Genomic DNA, 20,962 nt, shown 5'->3' on the forward strand with positions numbered 1-20,962 from the left:
ACGTTCCGGGGCGAGTTGCTAGGCGAGGCTGGGCAGGGTGGTGCGGAGGTCGTCGTCGGTGAGTGAGCGTGCTGGGCGGCGTTCGGCGGCCGCGCGGGCGATCCTGGCCAGGACGGCGGCGTTGGCGGGTGCCTCGCGGCCGTGCAGCCGGGCGAGCAGGACGATCTCGCCGTTGAGGAACTCGGTCTCGAGGGTCGCGCCGCGGAACAGGCTCTGCCAGGTGGAGCTGCCCTCGCGTTCGTGGCCGGGGATCGACTGGATCACGAACCCGGAGATGTCCTGTTTGGTGTCCGCGATGAGGTCCGCTGCGCGGATCCCGGCGGCGGCGAACACTTCCTTGGCCTCTTGCCGCAGCAGGTCACCGGCCTTGTCGCGCAACGGGCTCGGCAGGTAGAGGGCGTCCAAGGCGTTGGGGAGGATGGACAGCAGCTTGCCCGCCTTGAACGCGAGGACGTCGTCGACGACCTCGACGGCCAGGTTGGCGGCGATGAAGTCCGCTGTGATGTCGGCCAGTCGCGGATCGTCGCCGGTCGGGTATTGCCCGATCCAGTACACGGCCACCACTGGCGCTCCGGGGGATACGACCTCGCCGGGCGCCACGTGGGTCGTCGGGGACCAGGTGACGGAGGCGAGAACGGTGCTGAAGCGGCGAAGCGCGCCGCGTTCGGCGTCGAGGCCGTTCTGCAGCGTCACCACCGGCAGCTCGGTGGCCGCCACGCCCGTGCCGACCGGCTGCCAGGCCCATGCCGCCAGGGCCGTGTCCGCGTCCTGGGTCTTGGTGGCCAGCACGAGGACGTCGTCGGGCTTGAGGTCCAGCTCATCCGGACCGCCGACGACGGGCAGCCGCAGCGTGGTGGTGCCGTCTGGGCGGATGTAGCGCAGGCCGGATTCCCGCAGCGCTACGAGGTGCGCACCACGAGCTACGAGGACAACTTCCCGTCCGGCCAGGTGTAATTCGGCCGCAGTCGAGGCGCCGACGGCTCCGGCGCCGATCACGATGTAGCGGCTCACGAGCGGACCTCGACCGTGGCGATGGCCGGGAGGTCCGCGCCGAGCCGCAGCCGCTCGAGGAACGCGACCACGACGGTGGCGGCGGTGCGGTGTGTCTGGTTGTTCAGCGCGTCGTGGGCGGTGTCGGCGATGCTGACAAGTTCACCGTGCGGGAGCTGGCCGTACCAGCCGCGCACATCGTCCACTGTGGATAGTGTGTCGGCCGCGCCGTGCACGCCCAGCACCGGGATCGAGATGGCCGCGGGCTTCGCACCCTCGACCCAGTCCGACGGCGGAGCGTTCCACAACGCGCCGCGCTGGAAATCCGCGTCGTTGGCGAGGCGGTTCTGGTGCGTGGGGCACGTTGTGCGGATAGCCAGTTCCGCGTCCCAGTCGGGTGTGCCATCGGGCGCCCGGTCGACGGGCAGGCCCGAGAGGATGAGACCGTCGACCGCTACCGAGCCCTGCGCCACGAGCAGTGCGGCGAACAGGGCACCGGTGTCAGAGCCGAGCAGGACGTGCGGGGCGGCGGCGTCTTCATCGGCGAGCAGCGCCTTCACGGCGGCTTCGGTCGCGGCCGGGTCGCGGTTCGGGTCGTCGAGAACGCGGACCCGGTAGGCGTCGAAGGCCAGCCGCACGCCGAGGCGCTCGTAGACGGAGGCGTCCTCACCACGCCCCGGTAGCACTACGACGGTGGCTCGGGCGGTGAGGTGGGGTGGGTTGTCGTAGGACGCGGTCATTGCGCGGACTCCGTGGTTGAGTGGTGTGTTCACAAGGTATGGCGGCGGTGCGCGAGGGGTCCAATGCCGATTCGTGATGCCAGGTCATCACTTATCCGCATCGGTCAGCTGATCGCCTTGCCCGGGTTGAGGATCCCGGCGGGGTCGAACACGGCCTTGATCCGCCGGTGCAGCTCCAGCACCGGGTCGCCCAACTCCGCGGCGAGCCAGGGTCGTTTCAGCACACCGACCCCGTGCTCGCCGGTGAGGGTGCCGCCGACGGCGATGGCGTGCTCGAAGATCGCCGCGACGGCCCGGTCGACCTGCTCCGCGGGCGCGCTGTCGGCGAGCACGATGGGGTGCAGGTTGCCGTCGCCGACGTGCGCGAAGACGAAGATCCGCACCCCGGTGGCCGCAGCGATCGACTCGACCGCGGTGACCGTCTCGGCGAGGCGCGAGCGGGGCACGGCGATGTCCTCGATCAGCACGCGGCCGTGCCGCTCGATGGCCGGGAGCGCGGCGCGGCGGGTGGCGACCAGCCGTACGGCGGTGTCGGGGTCGGTGGTGGTCTCGACCGAGGTGGCCAGCGGCCGGATGACCTGCTCGGCGACCGCCAACTCGGCTTCCGCGCCGTAGCCGTCGGTCTGCAGCAACAGGAAGACCTCGCCGCGGGTGTGCAGATCGCCGCCGTTGGCCTCATCGATAGCGGCGAGGGTGGCTTGGTCCAGCAGTTCCGCTGTGGACGGTCTGAGGCCCTTGCGCTGCAAAGCGGTCACGGCCGCGACCGCGTCTTCGGCGGTGGCGAAGAACGCGCTGGCTGTGGCGGTCGACACCGGCTGCGGGGACAGGCGGAGAGTGGCGCCGACGACGACCCCGAGGGTGCCTTCGGAGCCGACGAGCAGGCTGGTGAGGTCGTAACCGGTGACACCTTTGAGGGTGCGGCGACCGGTGCTGACGAGAGTGCCGTCACCCAAGACCGCGTCAAGGGCGAGCACAGCGTCCCGGGTGACCCCGTACTTCACGCAACGCAGCCCGCCCGCGTTGGTGGCGATGTTGCCGCCGATGGTGGAGATCGCGGCGCTGGCCGGGTCCGGCGCGTACCGCAATCCTTGCGCGGCAGCGGCTGCGTCGAGGTCTGCGGTGATCACTCCTGGCTCGACGACCGCGATCGCCTCGTCCGCGTGCACGGCCACGATCCGGTCCAGACCCGACAGATCCAGCACGATTGACCCGTCCCCCGCGACCGCTCCGCCCGCCACTCCGGAACCCGCGCCGCGTGGCACAACGGGAACGCCTTTAGCCGCAGCGTAGGAGACGGTGCGCACGACATCGTCGACGCTTTTCGCGAATACCACCAGGTCTGGCAGTCCTGCGGGGGCTACGCCTGATCGGTCAATTGAGACGCGGGTGAGCTCGTCGGAGTTGGTGGACCAGGCGGCTAGCGCGGACGTCAACTCGACGTGGCTCACGTCGCGACCGGCCGGTTCTCGTCGCTCGACCACTGCGACCACGACCCTGGGTAAAGAACCGCGTCGATGCCCGCGATGCTCAGTGCGGCAATCGTATGAGCGGCCGTGACACCGGAACCGCAGTACACAGCAACCTCGACACCAGGCCGCGCACCCAACTTCTCGAACCGCTCACGTAGGGCTTCCGCAGGCAGGAAAGTACCGTCTGGAGCCAAGTTCTCCGCAGTCGGCGCACTGACCGCCCCCGGGATATGCCCCGCCCGAGGATCCACCGGCTCAACCTCACCGCGGTAGCGCTCCCCCGCCCGCGCGTCCAACAACACACCATGCTCAGGCCACTTGGCTGCCCCATCGATGTCCGTGGTCGGAAGTCCCGCTTCTTGCAGCGTCACCGTGCCTCTTTCGGCCACCACCGCCCCACTCTCCAGCGGATGACCTGCCTCCACCCAAGCCTTGAGCCCACCGTCGAGCAACCGCACATCCCTCAGCCCAGCATTACGCAACAACCACCACGCCCGCCCCGCCGCCAAGTTCCCGGAGTCGTCGTAAACCACAACCGAGTCACCATCATTGATCCCCCACGCCCTCGCCGCCTCCTGCAGCTCAGCGCGCCCAGGAAGCGGATGCCTGCCATCACCCGAGCCGGAATGGGCGGCCAACTCCGACTCAAGATCGACGTAAACCGCCCCCGGGACATGCCCGTTCGCGTGCGCCGGACGACCATCCGGCTCCCCCAACCGCCACCTGACGTCAAGGACGCGGAACTCAGCCACCCGCCCATACAACTCAGCTACACCAACAGTGACGCTCACCCCCAAAATGCTAGGGCCGAATGACCCCCACCGACTGCTCAAAGATCGTGATGCCCACCGATCAACGATCGTGATCGGCTGCGCGCCACCCAGGAAGGTGACCGTTAGAGGACGCACGCGCGGCGACCTGCGGTCCGGCGGCGGAGCCCTAGGATGTCCGGTGTGGACGCGCCACCTGTAGAGCGGCTACCTCTCGGACCCGAGCGGTGGCTGGTCGACCTGCCGCCGCCCGACCGGTCGAGGGAAGGGTGTCCGCTCAGCGCGGTCCTGCCGCCCGGTTACGCCCGCTACCTGAGGTTGTTCTCGCCGTTCCGGCCCTGGGACACCGAGCCGACCGAGACCTCGGTCCGGCAGACCTGGCGGCACTTCGCCGCCCAGGCAGGCGCCATCTACCACGCCGAGCTGGACTGGTACACCCTCCGACCCGTCGTTCACCCGGACGAGCGACCACCCGGGTGGGAGGTCGAGGACGGCCGGTTGGACCCGCTCGTGCGCGCGCCGCTTTGCGCGCACCTCGCCCGGCACTCCCCCGAACCAGTCTTCCTCTACTTCGGACTCGCGGCCGAGGTGCTGGGCTCGGAACCGCTGCTCTACCGCGCGCGAGTCGACGCGATCGAGGCCGTGCTCAAAGCCGCCTCCCAGGTCACGGGCATACCGATCGCGGGCCCCGAATACATCTGGCCCCAAGACCGAGCCTGGATCGTCGAAACCGACTACGACCTGACCTCGTCCTACCTCGCCTGCGACACAACCCTCGCAACCGAGCTACTGGCCGACGACAACCTAGAACTCCTCCCAGTCACCCTCGACAGCCGAATCGACAACGCCTGCGACAGGCTCAACCCCAGGCCCAAGAAGTCCGAGAGCTAAGCGAGTCCTCTGGCTAAGTGGTCCGCATCCAACTCCCCAATCCACGATCAGGAGCGTGGTGCGAGCGCGCTAGCTGAGATCAGTCGGTGAGCGTCGGCGGCTCGGAACTGAACTGGTTGCTAAGTAAGTCGTGCAAGAGGGTGGGCAATGCTGGGGGAAGGAGTTTGTCTCGGCAGTGCGGAAGGTCGTGGGGTGTCCACCAGCGGCGTTCGATGAACCCGGCTTTCTCGTTGGCCGTGGGCTTGGGTGATGTCTGGGGTGTTGTGGTGGCGGCGCGGGCGAGGAAGACGTGTTCGATGCGGTGGTGGTCGCGGCCCTTGTAGTGGAAGCGGGTCTCGCGGGCCCAGAGTTTGCGGTCGAGGTGTGTGAGGAGGATGCCGGTTTCCTCGGCGAGCTCTCGGCGTGCGGCGGTGTGGAGGTCTTCGTCGGGATCCAGGCCGCCGCCAGGCAGTTCCCACCAGTGGTGATCGGGGTCGGTGGGGTCGAGCGCGTGGATGAGCAGAACGCGATCTGTGCGGTCCAGCAGCAGGACGCGGGCGCCGACGCGGGGAGCTGTGGTGCGGCTGGGCATGGCGTGGGTTGGTCCTCGCGGTCCGCTGGCGGGCGTAGTGTGCCTGCGGCCAGACCGTGAGCAGGTCGCCGACTTAGAACAAAGTCGGCTCCGGCTCCACACGCGTACCCGCCGTGGCGGGATCGGACGCTATCAGGCGTGCCGTGGCGGTCAGGGTCAGGCGCACCGTGAGTGCGGAGTGATCGGTGAGTCGCGTCCCACCCCATCACCGCCACCCAACTAGCGAATCTCCCCCTCCTGACCCGACAGCCGGTCTACTCGCTGACTTCCTCACCCGCTGGTACGGCCCCGACCACCACTCCTCCCTCGACGTATTCGCCACGATCGACTCCCTCAACTACGGCCTCAACCTCCTCCGCGGCTGCCTCCTCACCACCGACCGGGTCGCCGACGCCGCACTCGGGTGCCGGGCGAACGGCTACCGGACGCCGGTGACTGGCGCGGGGCGGGCACGCAGGGGTTACCCCTAGCACCCCCTAAAGCCGACAATGGTCCAGTTGTCCTCCATTTCGCCTGGAAAGCAATTGAATACCGCCGACCGGGGGTGGCGGACAAACCCGTGAAGTCGCTGGGCGACGGGGGTGATCGTTGAACATTTTGATGGTCGACCTACTTATCGGGCGCGGATATCCGCCATTCAGGTGGGGGTGGTGGCGGGTGGGATAGGGCGTCGTCGTTCCTGGGGTGAGGACGACCTTGCCTGGGGCACTAGCCTCTGGTTAAGTTCCTGGTGGATACAGTCCAAGGGGGTCCGTTGCGGAGCACTGTCCACTGATGCGATCGCCGTGCTAACCGCCCGCTGACGGCGGGTGGGCCGGTTCTTATTTGACATCCTACGCAGTCCTCGTGTTTCGCCTATGTCCGCTGTCGGGTGTCGACAGTGGAGGATTCCGGCTGTCCGGGTGCGGGAAAGGGGAATGATGATCGACCGGAATGACGTCCTCGGCGTGGTCAACGAGTGCATGAACATGCAGTCCGACGTGGCGTTGGACTACGACACGCCGATCATGGTGGATTCGTTCGCGCTGGTGTGGTTGCGGCACCTGCTGGAGGAGCGGCACGGGCTGGTGGTGGAGCCGGGGCGCGACGACGTCCTGGACTTCTCCTCGGCCAGGGCCATCCACGACTACCTGGCCAGGACCCATCCGGAGCGGGTGGCCGCGACGGCGGAAAGCGGGCAGCGATGAGCAGGGCCGATGTCGTCGTCGCCGGGAACGGCGTGTTGGGGTTGTCCCTCGGGTTGGCGCTGGTCCGCAAGGGGCTGCGGGTCACCGTGCTCGGCGAGCCGCACCGGCCGGGGGCCGCGTCGGTCGCGGCGGGGGCGATGCTCGGGGCGATCGGCGAGGTCACCGACGTCCTGCTGGGCAGTGAAGACGGCCGCTCGAAGCTGGAACTGGGCATCCGCGCGCTGGGCACCTGGGACGACTGGCTGGCGGGCCTGGCCGAGGACGCGGGCACCGACAACGACGTGCTCTCCGCCGACGGCACGATCGTGCTGCTCAACGGGGTCGGCGTGGCCTCGATCGACGACGCGAACTTCGCCGCGATCCGCCGGGCCGCCGCCGAGTACGAGCAGCCGTGCCACGACATCGACGTCACCGAGATCGAGTGGATCAACCCGGACAACGCGGGCAGGCCGTTCCGCGCGGTGCACCTGCCCGACGAGCACGCCGTCGACTCGCACCGGCTGCTCGTCCGGCTGGAACAGGCTTTCACCGCCCGCGGTGGTGTCCTGGCCGGTGAGGCGGCCGCGAGCCTGGAGTACACCAACGGCGCCGTCACCGGGGTCGTGCTGACCTCGGGCACCCGCGTCGAGGCGGGTCAGGTCGTGCTCGCCGCGGGCACCCGCACCCAGGACATCCTGGACACCGCGGGCGGCGCGGCGGGCCGGATCCCGCGGCTGGTGGCCGGGTTCGGCGTGTCGGCGCTGCTGGACACCGACGGCGCCGACGGGCCCCGGTCGGTGCTGCGCACCCCGAACCGGGCGTTCGCCTGCGGTCTGCACCTCGTGCCGCGCTCGGGCGGGCAGGTCTACGTCGGCGCCACGAACATCATCTCCCCCACCGTGGTGGACAAGCCGGTGGTCCGCGACCTGCACTTCCTGCTCGACTGCGCGACCCGCCAGCTGCACCGCGACCTGTGGACCTCGGGCATCCGCGCCGCGCAGGTCGGCAACCGGCCGGTCTCGCTCGACGGGTTCCCGCTGATCGGCCCGACCGAGCTCGACGGCCTGTGGTTGCTCACCGGCACCTACCGCGACGGCCTGCACCTGTCCCCCCTGCTGGCCGAGGAGCTGGCGGCGCGGATCACCGGCGGCGAGACGCGGGTCGACCTGTCGCGCTTCCACCCGGTGCGCCAGGCCATCCAGCCCTACCAGAGGCACGAGGTGATCTCGACGGCGGTGGCCCACCTGCTGGCGACCGGCTACGAGTACGACTGGCACCTGCCGGTCGACTGGCCGCGCACGATCGAGCACAGCCTGCGCATCGAGTTCGCCCGGTTCGCCGACGAGATCCACCCGGTCAAGGTCCCGCCCGCGGAGATCCTGGCGGCCGCCCGGTACTCGCCGGTCCTGGTGAAGATGCTGCGCGAGCTGTACGCCGACTGAGGGAGGACCTGGGGCATGTTCAGCCCGTACCGCCGCATCTTCGCCACACCGGGAGCGCTGGCCTTCACCGCCGCCGGGTTCGTGGCCCGGTTGCCGATGGCGATGTTCAGCGTGAGCACGGTGATCATGGTGGCCACCCGGTACGACTCGTTCGCCCTGGCGGGCGCGGTGTCCGCGGCCGGTCTGGTCGCGGTGGCGGTGGGCTCGCCGTTCATCGGCAGGCTGGTGGACCGGTTGGGGCAGGCCAGGGTGGCGCTGCCCGCGACGCTGATCTCGGCGGCGTCGTCGACGGTGACGGTCATCTGCGCGTACAACTCGGCTCCGGTGTGGACGGTCTTCGTGACCTACGTGATCTCCGCGGGCGTGCCGTTCGTGAGCGCGATGGCCCGGGCGCGGTGGGCGTACGTGCTCGCCGACGACCCGGACGGGCTGCACGTGGCGAACTCGTTCGAGCGCGTGGTGGACGAGGTGTGCCTGGTCGGCGGGCCGATCCTGGCGACCCTGCTGTCCACGCTGGTGTTCCCGGAAGCCGGTCTGCTGGTGGCGACGGCGCTGCTGGTCGTGGGGACGGTGTTGTTCTCCGCCCAGAAGCGCACCGAGCCGCCGGTCGAGCCGCACACCTCCGAGGTGAAGCCGAAGTCGCCGGTGCGGGCGCCGGGGGTCCAGGTGATCCTGGTGACGTTCCTGGCCATCGGGGTGATCCTCGGGTCGTTGGAGGTCGTGACGATCGGGTTCGCGGACTCCCAGGGGCACAAGAGTTCCGCCGGGTTCGTGCTCGCACTCCTCGCCGCGGGGTCGGCGGTCTCCGGGATCGTGTTCGGGTTGCTCCGGCCGCACCGCACCGCCGCGGTCCGCTACCTCACCGGCGTCGCGGTGCTTGGCCTGGCGATGGTGCCGCTGCTGTTCGTCGACAACCTGTTGCTGCTGGGCGCCTGGCTCGCGGTGGCCGGGCTCGTGGTGTCGCCGACGATGGTGACCAGCATGACGTTGCTGCAGGAAGTCGTGCCCGCCAAACAGATCAACGAGGGCGTCACGCTGACCGAGGCCGCGCTCATCGTCGGCATCTCGATCGGCGCGGCCAGCGGCGGGTGGGTGGTGCAGCACGTCGGCGCTGCCGAGGGGTACCGGGTGCCGGTGGTCGCCGGTCTGGTCGCGTTCGCGGTGGCGCTGGTGGGTGCGAGGAAGTTGTTGTCCGCCCCGGCTTTGCAGAGCACGGGAGGTACACGGTGAACTGGATCGACGAACTGCTCGGCCGGGGCGCAGACACCGCCCCCTGGCTGGTCGCCGACCGCGCGGAGACCCGGTCTGATCTGCGCCGAGCTGTCATCTCGCGGCAGAAATCGTTGTCGGGCATCGGAACGGGCTCGGTGGTCGCGTTGCGGCTGCCGCCCGGTCCTGCCGCGCTGCACACGTTGTTCGCGCTGTGGCGGCTTGACGCCCAGGTCATGCTGGTCGACACCCGGCTCCCGGAACCGGAGGTCGCTCGGCTCTACAGCTTGCACCCGCCAACCCACGAGATCACAGACGCCGGTCTGAACCACCTCGGTCCCGGGGCCGACCCCGGCGACATCCGCTTGGTGCAGTTCAGTTCCGGGTCGACCGGTCTGCCCAAGGTCATCGGCCGTACGGCGGAAGACTTGAGCACCGAGCTCGACCGGTACGCGGTACTCGACGGGATGCCCCAGCGCGGCGGGCGGATCCTGCTGCTCAACTCGCTGATCCACACCATGGGACTGGTCGGCGGTGTCCTGCACGGCCTGGCTTCCGGTGCCGAGCTCATCTTGCCGATCGGAACGCGCGCGGCCGGGTGGGTCGAGCGGGCCGCAGAGCACCGGGTCACCGCGATCCTCGGTGTACCACTGCATTTCGAGCTGTTGTCCCGGACCACACCGCCGCCACTGCCAGATCTTCAGTTGGCTGTGTCGGCCGGGGAGATGCTGCCGCCCGCGGTGAACTCGGCGTTCGAGGCCAGGTTCGGCGTGCCGGTCAACCCGGTCTACGGCACTACGGAGACCGGGATCCTCACGGCCGAGCTGACGAAACCGTGCCCGCCGCCGCGAGTCGGCCGCCCGGTGTCGAACACCACGATCCGGGTGACCGACGGTGAACTGTACGTCCGCCTGGACCGGTCGCCGTACTTGCGCGCCGACGGGGTCGACCGGTTCGACGACGGCTGGTTGCGCACCTTCGACCGCGCCGAACTGGCCGACGACGGTGAGACCATCAGCATCCTGGGCCGCGCCGACTCCGTGGTCACCGTGGCCGGGCTCAAGATCGACCTGATGGAGGTCGAGTCCGTCCTGCGCGCGCACCCCGGCGTGACCGAGGCCGTTGTCGTGCACAGCGGGTCGGCCATCGAGGCGTACGTCGGCGCGCCGGAGGAGGTCACCGCGGCGGAGTTGCTGCGGTGGTGCCGGGAGCGGCTCAGCGACTTCAAGGTGCCGAAGCGGTTCGCGGTCGACCGGGCGGTCCCGCGCAACCCCACCGGCAAGCTCATCCGCAGCCACGAGCTGCTGCACGCCCACCGCGGAAAGGGGGACCCGCATGCGAACGCTGCTGATCGACAATTATGACTCGTTCACCTACAACCTCGCGCACGACGTGGCCAGGGCAACCGGCAGCTGGCCGACCGTCGTGCGCAACGACGACCAGGACTGGCGACCGTCCGAACTGGACCGCTTCGACCACGTGATCGTCTCGCCCGGCCCCGGCACCCCGGAGCGGGAGGCCGACTTCGGGATCTGCGCCGAGGTCATCGCCACCGCCGACCTGCCGCTGCTCGGGGTGTGCCTGGGGCACCAGGGAATCGCGCACGTCTTCGGCGCGACCGTGGTACCGGCCCCGGTGCCGCGCCACGGCGAGGAGTCGGTGGTCCGGCACAGCGGCGACGAGTTGTTCGCGCACGTGCCGGAGTCGTTCCGGGCCATCCGGTACCACTCGCTGGCGGTCACCGGTCTGCCGGAGGAGCTGCTGCCGATCGCGTGGACCGACGACGGGGTGCTGATGGGGTTGCGGCACCGGGACCGCCCGTTCTGGGGGGTGCAGTTCCACCCGGAGTCCATCGGGACCCCGGACGGTTCGCGGATCATGCGCAACTTCCTCGCGGTGCCGCCGCGTCGGTCGCCGGTCTCGGTCAAGGGCCTGGACCGGGTCGTGGTACGCACGCTGAGCGCCCCGGTGACCGCGGAGCAGGTGTTCGAGCGGTGTTTCGCCGACTCCGAGCACGCGGTGTGGCTCGACAGCGGCACCGGGTCACCGGGTGGCACCGGGCCGGACCGGTTCTCGTTCCTGGTCGACGCCAGTGGCCCAGCGGCTCAAGTGGCCACCGCGAACGTCTCCCTGGGCACGGTCACGATCAGCTCGGCCACCGACACCCAGACAATCTACAGTGGATTCTTCGACTGGCTCGACCGGGACCTGGCTGCCCGCAGGACAATCGTCCCGCCACTTCCCTTCGACTTCGCCCTCGGTTGGGTCGGCTACCTCGGCTACGAGCTGAAGGCAGAGACCGGCGGCGAGGCCGCACACACCTCGCCGCACCCCGACGCGGCCATGATCTTCGCCGACCGGGCCGTCGCGGTCGACCACGAGACCGGCGAGCTGTACCTGATGGCCCTGGCCGAAGCAGGCGACACAGCCGGGGCCGACGCGTGGCTCGACGAGACCGAGCACAGGCTCACCGAACCCGCTGTCCCGGCCCAGGACGCCTCCGAGCCGGTCGGCCCGCTGGACCTGCGGCACGACCGCGCGCGCTACCTCGACCTCATCGACGAGTGCCTGCGGCAGATCACCGCCGGTGAGAGCTACGAGATCTGCCTGACCAACATGATCACCGCCACCGGCCGCCTCGACCCGTGGCCCGCCTACCGGGCGCTGCGCACGCGAAACCCGGTGCCGTTCGGCGCGTTCCTGCGCTTCGGTGACCTGTCGGTGCTGAGCTGCTCGCCCGAGCGGTTCCTGCGGGTCGGGCAAGACCGGCGGGTGGAGAGCAAGCCGATCAAGGGGACCCGGCCGCGCGGGCGCACGCCGGAGGAGGACGAGCGGCTGCGGCTGGACCTGCGGCACAGCAAGAAGGACCGGGCGGAGAACCTGATGATCGTCGACCTGGTCCGCAACGATCTCGGCCGCTGCGCGCTGCCGGGGACGGTCACCGTGGACCCGATCTTCGACGTGGAGACCTTCACGACCGTGCACCAACTGGTCAGCACGGTCAGCGCGCAGTTGCGGCCGGACGTCTCGGCGGTGCGGTGCGTGCGGGAGGCGTTCCCCGGCGGGTCGATGACCGGGGCGCCGAAGATCCGCACGATGCAGATCATCGACCGGCTGGAGCAGGGCCCGCGCGGGGTGTACTCGGGGGCCATCGGCTACTTCTCGCTCAGCGGCGCGGCGGACCTCAGCATCGTCATCCGCACCGTGGTGGCCACGCCGGAGCGGGTGGAGTTCGGGGTGGGCGGCGCGATCATCGCGCTGTCGGACCCGGCGGTCGAGTTCGAGGAGACGGCGGTCAAGGCGGCCGTGCTGCTCGGGTTGACCGGCAGGCGGTTCCCCGAGCGGGACGCGGTCACCGAGCCCGCCAGGAGCACCCGATGAGCTACGACCTCGGCCTGCGGTTGCTCGCCGCGAACCAGGCCCGCCGCCCCGACACCTTCACCCTGCTCGGCGACACCTGGGACCTGCTGCCCGGCGTCTTCTCCCCGGTCTACGACGCCTCAACGCGGTTCTTCACCACGCACCTGCCCTACCCACCCGGCGGCACGATGTTGGAGATCGGCTGCGGCGCCGGGGTCACGGCGGTCACCGCGGCCCGGATCTGCGCCCAGGTCACCGCGACCGACATCAGCGCTGCCGCCGTGGCGAACACCCGGCGCAACGCCGAGCGGCACGGCGTGGCCGATCGGGTCGACGCTCGGTTGGGCGACCTGTTCGACGCGGTCCCCGACGACGCCCGCCACGACCTCGTGTTCTGGAACTCGCCGTTCATCGAGTCCCCCGCCGACCACGCGCCCGGGTCCGACCTGGACCTGGCGATCTTCGACCCCGGGTACGCCGCGCACCGCCGGTTCCTGGAGCGGGCCCGCGGGTTCACCGCGCCGGGCGGGCGGGTGCTGCTGGGCTTCGGCTCGCTGGGCAACCGGGCCCGGCTGGACGGGCTGGCCGCCGAGGCCGGGCTGACCGCCACCGGCTTCGCCACCAGCGCCCCCGATCGCGACGTCACCTACCAGTTGCTCGAGCTGACCCCTCGTCCCTGAGAAATGAGGCTTTGATGCGACCTCCCACCGTGCTGGTCACCGGCGGCCAGGGCTACCTGGGCTCGGTGCTGGCTCCGCTGCTGGCCAAACACGGCGCCGACGTCACCGTCGTCGACGACGAGTCGATCACCCGCGAGCGCCAGGAGCGGCCCGGCATCACCTACATCACCGGCGACATCCGCGAGCCGCGGGACTGGGCCTCGCGGTTGACCGGGATCGACGCGGTCGTGCACCTCGCCGCGATCGTCGGCGACCCGGCCTGCGACCTCGCCGGGGACCTGGCCCGCGACACGAACTACCTGGGCACGATCCGGTTGGCCGAGGCGAGCAAGCGCGCCGGGGTCGGGCAGTTCGTGTTCGCCTCCACCTGTAGCACTTACGGCGCGGCCGGGGACGCCCCGGTCGGCGTCGACTCGCCGGTCGAACCGCGCTCGCTGTACGCGGAGACCAAGGTGTTCGCCGAGCACTACCTGCTCAGTCACGCGGGCGATGGTCCACGCCCGTCGATCCTGCGGTTCGCGACCCTGCACGGGCTGTCGCCGCGGATGCGGTTCGACCTGGCGGTGAACACGATGACCGCGCGGGCGGCCGCCGACGGGCGGTTCATGGTGCACGGGGGCGACCAGTGGCGCCCGTTCCTGCACGTGCGGGCCGCGGCCGAGGCGGTGCGCATGGTGCTCGGGACCACGGTACCGTCGTTGGTCTACAACTGCGGCTCCAACGCGGAGAACTACCGGATCGCGACCCTGGGCGAGCTGATCCACGCCGAGGTGCCCGACGCGGAGGTGGATGTGGTGGAGGCGGCCAGGGACCCGCGCAACTACCGGGTGGACTTCGACCCGATCGAGACCGACCTGGGGTTCGCCCCGCGATTGCGGGTGCTCGACTCGATCCGCGACATCGCCGCCGCGGTGCGGTCCGGCAGATACGCCGACCACGCGAGCGCCCGCTACAACAACTACCTGCTCATGGTCGAGCGGACCGCGCGCCAGCCGGTGGCCCGGTGAGGCCCGCGGCACTGGGTGGCGCTCCCGCGTTCGACGAGCAACTGCCGCTGATCCGGCCCAGCCTGGCCACCGACGACGACCTGTTGGCCGGGATCGGTGCCGTGCTGGACTCGGGGATGATCACCAACGGGGCCGAGGTGCGCCGGTTCGAGCGGTTGGTGGCCGAGTTCCTCGGTGTGCCGAACGTGGTCGCGGTCAGCAACGCGACCACCGGGCTCCTGTTGCTGTTGCGCTGCCTGGACTTGAACGGGCCGGTTGTGGTGCCGAGTTTCACGTTCATCGCGAGCGGACACGCAGTGCTGTGGAACGGGCTTCCGGTCGTCTTCGCCGACAGCGATCCGCGTACCGCGACCATCGACCCGTCTTCTCTGCCGGACAACGGTTTCTCGGCGATCTTGGCGACCCATACCTACGGTTCGCCGTGTGCGGTGGATGAGTTGTCGGCGCGGGCCGAGCGGGCCGGGGCGGTGCTGCTGTTCGACGCGGCGCACGGGTTCGGCGCCCGCTACCCGGACGGATCTCAAGTGGGGGCGAAGGGGCTGGCCGAGGTGTTCAGCCTGAGCCCGACCAAGACGCTCACCACGGGCGAGGGCGGTCTGATCACGACAGCCGACGACGATCTCGCGCGTCAACTCCGGGTAGCCCGCGAATACGGCAATCCGGGCAACTACGACTCGGTGCTGCTCGGGCTCAACGGCAGGATGACCGAGATCGCCGCGCTGCTCGGCAACTCGGCGCTGCCAAGGTTCCCCGGGTGGTTGGAGCAGCGGCACAGCCTTGTCGAACGGTATGTGAAGTCGCTGGCGGACGTGCCGGGCTTGTCATTCCAGGAGATCCCGGCGGGGGCGGTCAGCTCGTACAAGGACTTCACCGTTCGGGTCGGCAGCGACTTCGGCCTGACCCGCGACGAACTCGCGGCGTGCCTGCGCGCGGAGCGGATCTCGACCCGGCCCTACTTCGACCCGCCGCTGCACCGGCAGAGCGTGTACGCCGACGTGCCCACCGGGCCGCTGCCCGGCACCGAAGAGCTGTCCAGGACCATGATCACGCTGCCGCTGTCGACACACCTGGCGGCGGCCGCGGTCGACCGGGTCTGCGACACGATCGCCCGCGTGCACGAGCACAGCGCCGCGATCGCCCAGACCCTGCGGAGGACCGAATGAATGACTACCTGCGACAACTGCGTGCCGCTGTCGGCACCGCGCCGCTCATCCTGGCTGGCGCGAACGTCGTCGTCGTTGACGGGGCCGGGCGGGTGCTGCTGATCGAGCGGGCCGACACGCTGGACTGGGGCCTGCCCGGCGGGTTGATGGACCCGGGCGAGTCGCTTGAGGACTGTGCGCGGCGCGAGGTGTTCGAGGAGACCGGGGTCAAGGTCGAGGAGCTGGAACTGCTCGGCGTCTTCTCCGGCCCCGAGTTCTACTACAAATGCCCCAACGGGGACGAGATCCACAACGTCACCGCGGGCTACATCGCCCGGGTGCCGGACGGGGTGGCGGTCAGCGCGGACCTCGATGAGGCGTTCAGCGCCCGGTTCTTCGCACTGGACGAGCTGCCCGCGGCGATCTTGCCGCCGGAAGTCCCGATCATCGAGCGGTACCGGGAGCGGGTCGGTGGGTGAACTCCGCGCGTTCATCGGGCACGCGCTGCGGGAGGCCACCCGGGGCGTGGTGGACCTTCCCCGGCAGGTGGTCGGGACGCACCCCGGTGATCGCAACCAGGTGGTCACGGCCGCTGACCTGCGGGTCAACGCCGCGCTGACCGAGCTGATCCGCGCGCGGTTCCCGGCCTCGGCCATCGTCAGCGAGGAGGCCGACCCGGTCGAAGGCGACGGATTGACCTGGATCATCGACCCGATCGACGGGACCAGCAACTTCGCCGCGGGCAGCCCGCTGTACGGGTCGATGGTGGCGGCGGTGCGCGACGGCGAGGTCGTGGCCGGTGGAATCGCGTTGCCCGCTTTCGACGAGCTGTACACGGCCGCTCTCGGTGAGGGCGCGTTCCTGGGTGACCAGCGGCTGCGGTTGACGCCGGTTTCCTCCCTTGTGGACGAACTGGTGGCCTACGGTGTCGATGTCGGCTCCCCCTCGGACATAGCGCCCGATCTCGCCTTGTTAACCGGTTTGGCGGGTTCATGTCGGGGAATCCGTTCCAGCAACAGCGTCTTCGACGCGGTGATGGTGGCCCGGGGCGCCTATGGGGCCTTGTTGCACCGGAGCATGCGGATCTGGGACATCGCACCGATCGCGGTCCTGGTCACCGAGGCGGGCGGGGAGTGCACCGACCTGGATGGCTCGCCACTACGGTTCGACTCCCCCACCACGCGGCACAACGACGTCTACGCGGTGCGGTGCGCTCGACCGGGCCTGTCCGGGGTGCTGGACACGATCGTCGGGGAGGCCCGGTGAGCGGGCGGTCGGTGGTGGTGACCGGGGGAAACCGGGGGCTGGGGTTGGCGTGCGCGCGGGCGTTCGCGGCGGCCGGGGACAAGGTCGCGGTGACCCACCGGGGCAGCGGCGCCCCGGACGACCTGTTCGGCGTCGTCTGCGACCTGCGCGACTCGGCCCAGACCGGGGAGGCGTTCGCTGAGGTCAAGCGGCAGCAGGGGCCGGTTGAGGTGCTGGTGGCCAACGCTGGGGTGGCCGACGACGGACTGCTGCTGGGGATGGACCGGGAGCGGTTCATGTCGGTGGTGGAGGTCAACCTGGGCAACGGCTACGAGGCGGTCCGGCGGGTGGTGCCGGACATGATCCGGGCTCGTCGCGGACGGATCGTGCTGATGTCGTCGGTCGCGGCGTTGCGCGGGTTCGCCGGTCAGGCCAACTACGCGGCCAGCAAGGCGGGGTTGATCGGGATGGCCCGGTCGCTGGCCCGGGAGTTCGCGCAGTGGGGTATCACGGTGAATGTCGTGGCCCCGGGGTTGGTAGATGCGGGGATGACCGACACGTTGCCCGCCGCGACGGTTGAGCGGATCGTCACCGAGGTACCGCTGGGCCGGATGGCGACCGCGGCCGAGGTCGCCGATGCCGTGCTGTGGGTCGCCTCCCCGGGCGCCGGGTACGTGACGGGCGCGGTGATCCCGGTCGACGGCGGTCTCGGGATGGGGCACTAGATGAGCGACGATGTCGTGATCACCGGGTACGGCGTGCTGACCGCGTTCGGGTTCGGGGCGGACGCGGTCCGGTCGGGCGTGTTCGGCGGCGGTGACCGGTTCCGGCCGATCGAGCGGTTCGACACCGCACGATTCCGGACGGATCGAGCCGCAGTGTACTCCGGCGACGGTGTGCCGGGAGTGACGATCAGTCCTCTGGAGACCCCCGCCCAGGCACCGGTGTTGCGGGCTTGTGTCGTGGCGGCGTTGGAGATGGCGGGGCACGACGGTTCCGGAGCGCCGTTGCTGTTGGGCAGCGCCGGGGATCGGCGCGCGGACCCGTCTTTCTGGCAAACACCTGGAACCGAGCCGCCGCTGGACAGCCTGCCGGGACAGTTGGCGCACCGGATCGGTGCGGATCTGGGGCTGGGGACACCACGGCTGGCGTACGTCAACGCCTGTATCGCTTCCACGACGGCGATCATCACCGGGGCGCAACTGGTGCGCGGCGGGCACGCGCGGGCCGCGGTGTGCGCTGGGGTGCACATGGTCAGCGCCGACATCTTCGCCAAGTTCGACTCCGGCCAGGCCATGAGCACTGATGGCGCGGTCCGTCCATTCTCACTCGGTCGCACCGGATTGCTGCACGGGGACGGCGCAGCCGCGCTGGTCCTGGAGTCGGCGGCATCGGCGGCTCAGCGGGGCGCAACTGTGTTAGGCCGTCTGACCGGCTGGGGAATGGCAGCCGACGGTCATCATGTCGTGCGACCACATCCGGACGGCGCCGGGCTAGCCGCAGCAGCGCGGGCCGCGTTGCGGATGGCCGGGCGCGAGCCCAGCTCGGTCGACTACGTGAACGCACACGGTACCGGGACGGCGTTCAACGACTCGGCGGAGACCCGGGGCTTGCGGGAGGTGTTCGGGCCCGGGGTCACTGTGAGTTCGACCAAGAGCACGACCGGTCATCTGTTGGAGGCGACGGGTGCGGTGGAGGCCGTGATCACGTTGCTCGCGCTGGCCGATGGGGTGCTGCCACCGACGATGGGCTACCTCGAACCAGACCCGGAGTGCGATGTGGACTGCGTACCGAATGCCTCCCGGGTGGCGAACATCAGGGTGGCGGTGTCGTTGAACGCGGCCTTCGGTGGCGCCAATGCCGCCTTGGTGCTGGAGCGGGCGTCGTGACCACCGGGGCGGTGCTGACTCCGTGGGGAGAGGCGGCTGCGGGGCTGCCCGGTGCGGCCCCGGTCGAACTCGAGCCGGTTCGCGGGTACGCCCAGTCCCGGTTCGGGCCGCTGGTGTTCGACATCGCTCGCCGCTGTCTGGCCGCTGAGCCCTTGGACGACGGCTCTCGTACGGCGATCGTGTTGGCGACCCTGTTCGGCGACACCGTCACCGCTGACGAGGCGACTCGCGGGCTGGCCAACGGCGGCACTCCGAACCCGGTGTACTTCTTCCAGTCCGCCAACAGTTCCATCCTCGGCCACATCAGCCGCGCCTACGGGATCACCGGACCGATGATCTGCGTGTCCGGCATCGCGGACCTGGCGGTCGAGGCGCTGCGAGCGGCCCGGCTGCTACTGGAAACCGACGCCGCCGACACGGTCTTGTTGATCGGTGCCGACCTCGCACCGAACGCGCGGGCCGCCGCGATCGCGTCGACACTGGGGCTATCCGGCGTTCCCCACGGCGATGTTGCCGCGGGTTTGTTGCTGCGGGAGGGATCCGGGCCGGTCGACGTGGCCCCCTTCGATACTGTGCCCGGTCCGTTGGGCTGGCTCGAAGGTCTAGCCGCCGCCGTGGGCGCCGTCGATCCCGACCACGACGGCCTGCTCACCGACCGGCTGGGCATCAGGATCGTCGAGCGGCGGCAGGAAAGAGTTGTCGGCACCATGCCGGTCGCCGGGAACCGCCAGGACGCCGGGTTTCTCGCCGGGGGCGCCACTGCCGCGTTCGCTGAGACGCTCGGGTCGGTCGCCGCCTGCTTGCTCGCCGACCAGGTCCTCGGCCAGGAGCTGTCGGTCACCCACCACCGAGTCGCCACCGGCGGTCAGGTGACCGGCGTGTGCGTGCCGGTGTTCACCGGGATCGACGTCGCCACCTTCGAGATCGCCGTCCTGGACCGCCCCGACCGCCGGATCGCCACCGCCCGCCTGACGTGCCGTTTGCCCCGCACCGACCGAAGGAGCGCGAAGTGACCACTGTGCCCATCCCGGTCTCCGAGGGCGAGGACGTCGAGGCGCCGCTCACCTGGGGCCAGCGCAAGATCCAGCGGGAACTCCTCGCCTACCCGGACGACCTCTACCTCGCGTTCCTGCCAGTCACGATCCCGGCTCACGGATCCACAGTGGATGGTGTGGTCGCCGCTCTCGCTTCCGTTCTGGCCGAATCCGAGTCACTGCGCACCATATACCCCGGTGCCGACCTGCAGCGGGTGCTCGGTTCACCCGGATATGAGCTGGAACTGATCGAAAACGGCACCGCGGAGGCCATCCACGCCGACATGATGTCGTCGCGATTCCGCCCCACCGATCTACCAGTACGACTGGCTTTGATCCTCCGTGACGGCGTGCCTGAGGAGATCGTGGCCGTGCTGACGCACATGGCCGTTGATGGAATCGCTCTGGAGTTCTTCACTTCCCGCGTCGCCGATGCACTGGCAGGCGAGTTGTTGCCCTGGCAGGCCTGGCAACCACGCCAACTCGCCCGAGCCCAACGAAGCCCAGAGGGCCTGGCCCGCAACGCCCGCACCCTCTCGTGGTGGGAAGCCAAGTACCGCACCGCCCCCGCCGCCGTCTTCCCCACCCCGGTCGACGCCCCCGGCGACCCCCGCTACATCGAAGCCCGCATGCTCTCGTTCGGCGCCGCCACCGCACTCCGAGCACTGACCCGCCGCACCCGCGTGAGCCCCTCCATGGTCGCCCTCGCGGGCCTGTGCACCATCCTGGGCGAACACTCCGGCCAGTCCCGGATCGCCGTGAGCTCCCTGTCCGCCAACCGATCCAGCGCCCAAACCCTGCGCATGATGGGCACCCTCTCCCAAGACGCCCTCATCGTCGTAGACACCCCTCAGCCCTTCGACGACCTGACCTCCCAGATCTGGGAATCAGCCACCTCCGCCTACACCCACAGCACCGTAGACCCCGACGAACAGCAACTGGTCCGCGAAAAGACCGACGCCGCCCGAGGCACCCCCTTCCTCCGGGACGTCGTCTACAACGACGTCAGCTCCCCTAGCATCTTCGGCCAACCCGCCCCACCACACTCCCCCGCCACCGGAACGACAACGATCACAGTGGCCCCCAGCGAGTTCATGTTCGTCAGCGCCTACGCAACCGTGTACAGAATGGACAGCGTGTTCGAAGTGTCCTTGTGGGCCGACACCGCCTACCTCCCCGAGCCGACCGTGGTCGACCTCCTCAATGCCTGGGAACAAGCACTGGTCGCAGCAGCACGCTGACACCCCTGCTTTCACACTTCTCTCATCGAGTTGTTTATCGGCGTGAATAGCGGAATAGCTCAGCGGTCGAAGGAACTCTGCAGATGTCGACCCTTGTGTTACGTTCCAAGAATGCG

The 20,962-nt window shown here is 69.8% G+C and carries 21 protein-coding genes; 16 read left to right on the forward strand and 5 right to left on the reverse strand.

Annotated elements, in window-relative coordinates; translation table 11 throughout:
• Positions 1 to 18: 18 nt before the first annotated feature.
• From LV75_RS35700 to LV75_RS31780, 4 genes are all read right to left on the reverse strand, one after another.
• Positions 19 to 1,011 (reverse strand): ketopantoate reductase family protein, encoded by a 993-nt coding sequence (locus tag LV75_RS35700; RefSeq protein WP_253891062.1) that lies wholly within the window; start codon positions 1,009 to 1,011, stop codon positions 19 to 21.
• Positions 1,008 to 1,730: an alpha/beta hydrolase gene (locus tag LV75_RS31770; protein WP_253891063.1), complete on the reverse strand. Its 723-nt coding sequence runs from the start codon at positions 1,728 to 1,730 to the stop codon at positions 1,008 to 1,010. The genes LV75_RS35700 and LV75_RS31770 overlap by 4 nt, the downstream gene beginning before the upstream one ends.
• 104 nt (positions 1,731 to 1,834) lie before the next feature.
• The gene (locus LV75_RS31775; protein ID WP_253891064.1) at positions 1,835 to 3,064 is read right to left on the reverse strand and encodes an FAD-binding oxidoreductase; all 1,230 of its coding nucleotides are present in this window, start codon (positions 3,062 to 3,064) and stop codon (positions 1,835 to 1,837) included.
• 110 nt (positions 3,065 to 3,174) lie between these two features.
• The gene (locus LV75_RS31780; protein ID WP_253891065.1) at positions 3,175 to 3,990 is read right to left on the reverse strand and encodes a sulfurtransferase; all 816 of its coding nucleotides are present in this window, start codon (positions 3,988 to 3,990) and stop codon (positions 3,175 to 3,177) included.
• Between the two features lie 162 nt (positions 3,991 to 4,152).
• On the opposite strand from LV75_RS31780, the gene LV75_RS31785 reads away from it, so the two are divergent.
• The gene (locus LV75_RS31785) at positions 4,153 to 4,860 is read left to right on the forward strand and encodes a hypothetical protein (RefSeq protein ID WP_253891066.1); all 708 of its coding nucleotides are present in this window, start codon (positions 4,153 to 4,155) and stop codon (positions 4,858 to 4,860) included.
• 79 nt (positions 4,861 to 4,939) lie between these two features.
• Here LV75_RS31785 and LV75_RS31790 read toward each other — a convergent pair whose 3' ends face one another.
• Positions 4,940 to 5,431 carry an NUDIX hydrolase gene (locus LV75_RS31790; protein ID WP_253891067.1) on the reverse strand — a complete coding sequence of 164 codons (492 nt, stop codon included), beginning with the start codon at positions 5,429 to 5,431 and terminating at the stop codon, positions 4,940 to 4,942.
• Positions 5,432 to 5,616: 185 nt separating this feature from the next.
• Between LV75_RS31790 and LV75_RS31795 the strand changes: the two genes are divergently transcribed.
• From LV75_RS31795 to LV75_RS31865, 15 genes are all read left to right on the forward strand, one after another.
• The gene (locus LV75_RS31795) at positions 5,617 to 5,901 is read left to right on the forward strand and encodes a hypothetical protein (RefSeq protein ID WP_253891068.1); all 285 of its coding nucleotides are present in this window, start codon (positions 5,617 to 5,619) and stop codon (positions 5,899 to 5,901) included.
• Between the two features lie 450 nt (positions 5,902 to 6,351).
• Positions 6,352 to 6,618, forward strand: a complete 267-nt coding sequence (locus LV75_RS31800) for a hypothetical protein (protein ID WP_253891069.1) — start codon at positions 6,352 to 6,354, stop codon at positions 6,616 to 6,618.
• The gene (locus tag LV75_RS31805) at positions 6,615 to 8,039 is read left to right on the forward strand and encodes an NAD(P)/FAD-dependent oxidoreductase (RefSeq protein WP_253891070.1); all 1,425 of its coding nucleotides are present in this window, start codon (positions 6,615 to 6,617) and stop codon (positions 8,037 to 8,039) included. Before LV75_RS31800 ends, LV75_RS31805 begins: the two co-directional genes overlap by 4 nt.
• A 15-nt stretch (positions 8,040 to 8,054) precedes the next feature.
• Positions 8,055 to 9,269, forward strand: coding sequence for an MFS transporter (locus LV75_RS31810; protein ID WP_253891071.1), 1,215 nt, complete (start codon positions 8,055 to 8,057; stop codon positions 9,267 to 9,269).
• Positions 9,266 to 10,612 (forward strand): class I adenylate-forming enzyme family protein, encoded by a 1,347-nt coding sequence (locus tag LV75_RS31815; protein WP_253891072.1) that lies wholly within the window; start codon positions 9,266 to 9,268, stop codon positions 10,610 to 10,612. Before LV75_RS31810 ends, LV75_RS31815 begins: the two co-directional genes overlap by 4 nt.
• A complete protein-coding gene (gene pabB, locus LV75_RS31820; RefSeq protein WP_253891073.1) occupies positions 10,584 to 12,629 on the forward strand; it encodes an aminodeoxychorismate synthase component I in 2,046 nt (681 codons plus the stop codon). The genes LV75_RS31815 and pabB overlap by 29 nt, the downstream gene beginning before the upstream one ends.
• On the forward strand, positions 12,626 to 13,288 hold the full coding sequence (locus tag LV75_RS31825) for a class I SAM-dependent methyltransferase (RefSeq protein WP_253891074.1): 663 nt from the start codon (positions 12,626 to 12,628) through the stop codon (positions 13,286 to 13,288). The genes pabB and LV75_RS31825 overlap by 4 nt, the downstream gene beginning before the upstream one ends.
• A 14-nt stretch (positions 13,289 to 13,302) precedes the next feature.
• A complete protein-coding gene (locus tag LV75_RS31830) occupies positions 13,303 to 14,295 on the forward strand; it encodes an NAD-dependent epimerase/dehydratase family protein (RefSeq protein WP_253891075.1) in 993 nt (330 codons plus the stop codon).
• On the forward strand, positions 14,292 to 15,458 hold the full coding sequence (locus LV75_RS31835) for a DegT/DnrJ/EryC1/StrS family aminotransferase (protein WP_253891076.1): 1,167 nt from the start codon (positions 14,292 to 14,294) through the stop codon (positions 15,456 to 15,458). Before LV75_RS31830 ends, LV75_RS31835 begins: the two co-directional genes overlap by 4 nt.
• Positions 15,455 to 15,916, forward strand: a complete 462-nt coding sequence (locus LV75_RS31840) for an NUDIX hydrolase (RefSeq protein ID WP_253891077.1) — start codon at positions 15,455 to 15,457, stop codon at positions 15,914 to 15,916. The genes LV75_RS31835 and LV75_RS31840 overlap by 4 nt, the downstream gene beginning before the upstream one ends.
• A complete protein-coding gene (locus tag LV75_RS31845; RefSeq protein ID WP_253891078.1) occupies positions 15,909 to 16,703 on the forward strand; it encodes an inositol monophosphatase family protein in 795 nt (264 codons plus the stop codon). Before LV75_RS31840 ends, LV75_RS31845 begins: the two co-directional genes overlap by 8 nt.
• On the forward strand, positions 16,700 to 17,407 hold the full coding sequence (locus tag LV75_RS31850; RefSeq protein WP_253891079.1) for an SDR family oxidoreductase: 708 nt from the start codon (positions 16,700 to 16,702) through the stop codon (positions 17,405 to 17,407). Before LV75_RS31845 ends, LV75_RS31850 begins: the two co-directional genes overlap by 4 nt.
• Entirely contained in the window at positions 17,408 to 18,571 is a 1,164-nt protein-coding gene (locus LV75_RS31855) for a beta-ketoacyl-[acyl-carrier-protein] synthase family protein (RefSeq protein WP_253891080.1), read from the forward strand.
• Complete coding sequence (locus LV75_RS31860; RefSeq protein WP_253891081.1) at positions 18,568 to 19,584, forward strand: hotdog fold thioesterase; 1,017 nt, start codon at positions 18,568 to 18,570, stop codon at positions 19,582 to 19,584. The genes LV75_RS31855 and LV75_RS31860 overlap by 4 nt, the downstream gene beginning before the upstream one ends.
• A complete protein-coding gene (locus tag LV75_RS31865) occupies positions 19,581 to 20,846 on the forward strand; it encodes a condensation domain-containing protein (protein ID WP_253891082.1) in 1,266 nt (421 codons plus the stop codon). Before LV75_RS31860 ends, LV75_RS31865 begins: the two co-directional genes overlap by 4 nt.
• Positions 20,847 to 20,962: the final 116 nt, after the last annotated feature.

The organism is Actinokineospora diospyrosa, assembly GCF_024171925.1.
In the GTDB taxonomy this organism is placed as follows: Bacteria; Actinomycetota; Actinomycetes; order Mycobacteriales; family Pseudonocardiaceae; genus Actinokineospora; species Actinokineospora diospyrosa.

Bases quoted from the DNA above. Each gene is read 5' to 3' on its own strand.
- LV75_RS31825 (WP_253891074.1), top strand. From the start codon at position 12,626: ATGAGCTACGACCTCGGCCTGCGGTTGCTCGCCGCGAACCAGGCCCGC.
- LV75_RS31800 (WP_253891069.1), top strand. From the start codon at position 6,352: ATGATCGACCGGAATGACGTCCTCGGCGTGGTCAACGAGTGCATGAAC.
- LV75_RS31805 (WP_253891070.1), top strand. From the start codon at position 6,615: ATGAGCAGGGCCGATGTCGTCGTCGCCGGGAACGGCGTGTTGGGGTTG.
- pabB (WP_253891073.1), top strand. From the start codon at position 10,584: ATGCGAACGCTGCTGATCGACAATTATGACTCGTTCACCTACAACCTC.
- LV75_RS31790 (WP_253891067.1), bottom strand. From the start codon at position 5,431: ATGCCCAGCCGCACCACAGCTCCCCGCGTCGGCGCCCGCGTCCTGCTG.
- LV75_RS31810 (WP_253891071.1), top strand. From the start codon at position 8,055: ATGTTCAGCCCGTACCGCCGCATCTTCGCCACACCGGGAGCGCTGGCC.
- LV75_RS31770 (WP_253891063.1), bottom strand. From the start codon at position 1,730: ATGACCGCGTCCTACGACAACCCACCCCACCTCACCGCCCGAGCCACC.
- LV75_RS31855 (WP_253891080.1), top strand. From the start codon at position 17,408: ATGAGCGACGATGTCGTGATCACCGGGTACGGCGTGCTGACCGCGTTC.
- LV75_RS31840 (WP_253891077.1), top strand. From the start codon at position 15,455: ATGAATGACTACCTGCGACAACTGCGTGCCGCTGTCGGCACCGCGCCG.
- LV75_RS31830 (WP_253891075.1), top strand. From the start codon at position 13,303: ATGCGACCTCCCACCGTGCTGGTCACCGGCGGCCAGGGCTACCTGGGC.